General features: G+C 71.5%; 1 protein-coding gene. It reads left to right on the forward strand.

Annotated features, from left to right (window positions below; translation table 11 throughout):
- Nucleotides 1–2,060, forward strand: a 2,060-nt coding sequence (locus tag E6P78_RS32370) for a condensation domain-containing protein (RefSeq protein ID WP_168712763.1), incomplete at both ends; no start/stop codon positions are given.

Consider the following 2,060-nt stretch of genomic DNA (forward strand, 5'->3'; position numbering starts at 1 on the left):
CCACATCACCCAGGCCACCGTCACCACCCACCACGACCAACTCTCCGCCTACGTCGTCAGCAGTGCCGTGGCCATGGAGGACGTCCGCCGCCACCTCGCCGCCCAGCTGCCCGAACACCTCGTCCCCGCCCACCTGACCCCGCTCGACCGGCTGCCTCTCACACCGAACGGGAAGATCGACAGGCGTGCGCTGCCCGAGCCGGTCGCGGCGGTGAGCACGGCGCGTGCGCCGCAGACCCAGCTCGAAGAGCTCGCGGTCGCACTCTTCAGCCGGGTGCTGGGCACCTCGGCTCCGGTGGGCGTGGACGACAGCTTCTTCGCCCATGGCGGTCACTCGCTGCTGGCGGCCCGCCTCACCAACCACATCGCCGACGTGCTGGGCCTACGGCTGACCATCCGGGACGTGTTCCAGCACCCGACCCCGGCACGCCTCGCCCAGCACATCAGCACCCTCAAGGGCCGGCCGGCGCTCCCGCCCCTCACCGCCGGCGCATGGGCCGGTGACAACAACGCGCCCGTTTCCTTCGCTCAGCGCCGGCTCTGGCTGCTGGCCGAACTCGACGGCGGCAGCCCCGCCTACAACGTCCCGATGGCCGTACAGCTGGCAGGCCCGCTGGACGTCGATGCCCTGGAGGCAGCCCTCAACGACGTGGTGGAACGCCACGCGCCCCTGCGGACCGTGTTCGCGACGGTCGACGGCGAACCGCGACAGCACGTCCTCCCGGCCACGGACGCCCGCGTGCTCATCGAGCGTCGCGAGGTGGCAGCCGGCGAGCTGGACGATGCCATGGCCGGGGCCGCCCGCCACGTCTTCGATCTCCGGAGCGAACTCCCGGTCAGGGCGGCCCTGTTCAGGGTCAACGACGACTCATGGGTGTTCTTCCTCCTGGTGCACCACATCGCGACGGACGGCCGGTCCACCGGAGTGTTCTTCGACGACCTGTCCCGGGCCTACGAGGCGCGGGTTGCGGGCGCCGAGGGCCGGGTCCTGGAGCCGCTGCCGGTGCAGTACGCGGACTACGCCGTCTGGCAGCAGCGGGTGCTGGGCTCCGCCGACGATACGGACAGTGTGCTGGCGCAGGAGCTGGCCTTCTGGCACAAGACCCTGGAAGGCCTGCCCGAGGAACACGCCCTGAACCTCGACCGCCCACGCCCCGCACGCGCCTCGCATCGCGGTGGGCAGTTCGACGTCGATCTGGGGCAGGGCCTCTTCGAGCAGGTCAGCGCACTGGCCCGCGCCCAGGGATGCACACCGTTCATGGTCGTGCACGCCGCGCTCGCCGCCACCCTCACCCGCCTCGGGGCCGGTACGGACCTGGCCATCGGCTCCCCCGTCGCCGGCCGCACCGACGAAGCACTGCGCGACCTCGTCGGCTTCTTCGTCAACACCCTCGTCCTGCGCACCCACACCGACGGCAACCCGACCTTCCGCGAACTCCTCGAACGCGTCCGCACCACCGACCTCGACGCCTTCGCCCACCAGGACGCACCCTTCGACCTCGTCCTCGACACCCTCAACCCCACCCGCACCCTCTCCCGCCACCCCCTCTTCCAGATCTGCCTCACCCTGGAGACCGGAGGTGTGCCGGAACTGCGGCTGGGCGATGCCCGGGTCACCGGAGTGCCCGATGTCACGAGTGGTGCGGCCAAGTTCGACCTGGAGTTCCTGCTCCGCTCGGACGACGGGCAGGACCTGCGCGGCACGGTCCTCTTCGCCGAGGACCTGTTCGACCGCTCCACCGTCCAGCGGATGGTCGCCGTGCTCGGCAAGGTGCTGCGCCAGACCCTGGCCGACCCCGAGCTGCGCCTCGCGGAACTGGACGTGCTCTCGGACGCCGAGCGGGAGCTGCTGCTCGGGCCCTGGGCCGGGTCCGCCGTCGACATCGGTGACACCTCACTGGTCGAGCGGTTCGAGGCGCAGACCGCCCGCTCGCCGGAGGCGGTCGCGCTGATCGACGGCGAGCGACGGGTTACGTACGCGGAGCTGAACGCCACCGCCAACCGCTGGGCCCAGCACCTGCGTTCACGCGGGCTCGGGCGGGGCGACCTCGCGGGGATTC

It is taken from the genome of Streptomyces sp. A0958, assembly GCF_004795035.1.
In the GTDB taxonomy this organism is placed as follows: Bacteria; Actinomycetota; Actinomycetes; order Streptomycetales; family Streptomycetaceae; genus Streptomyces.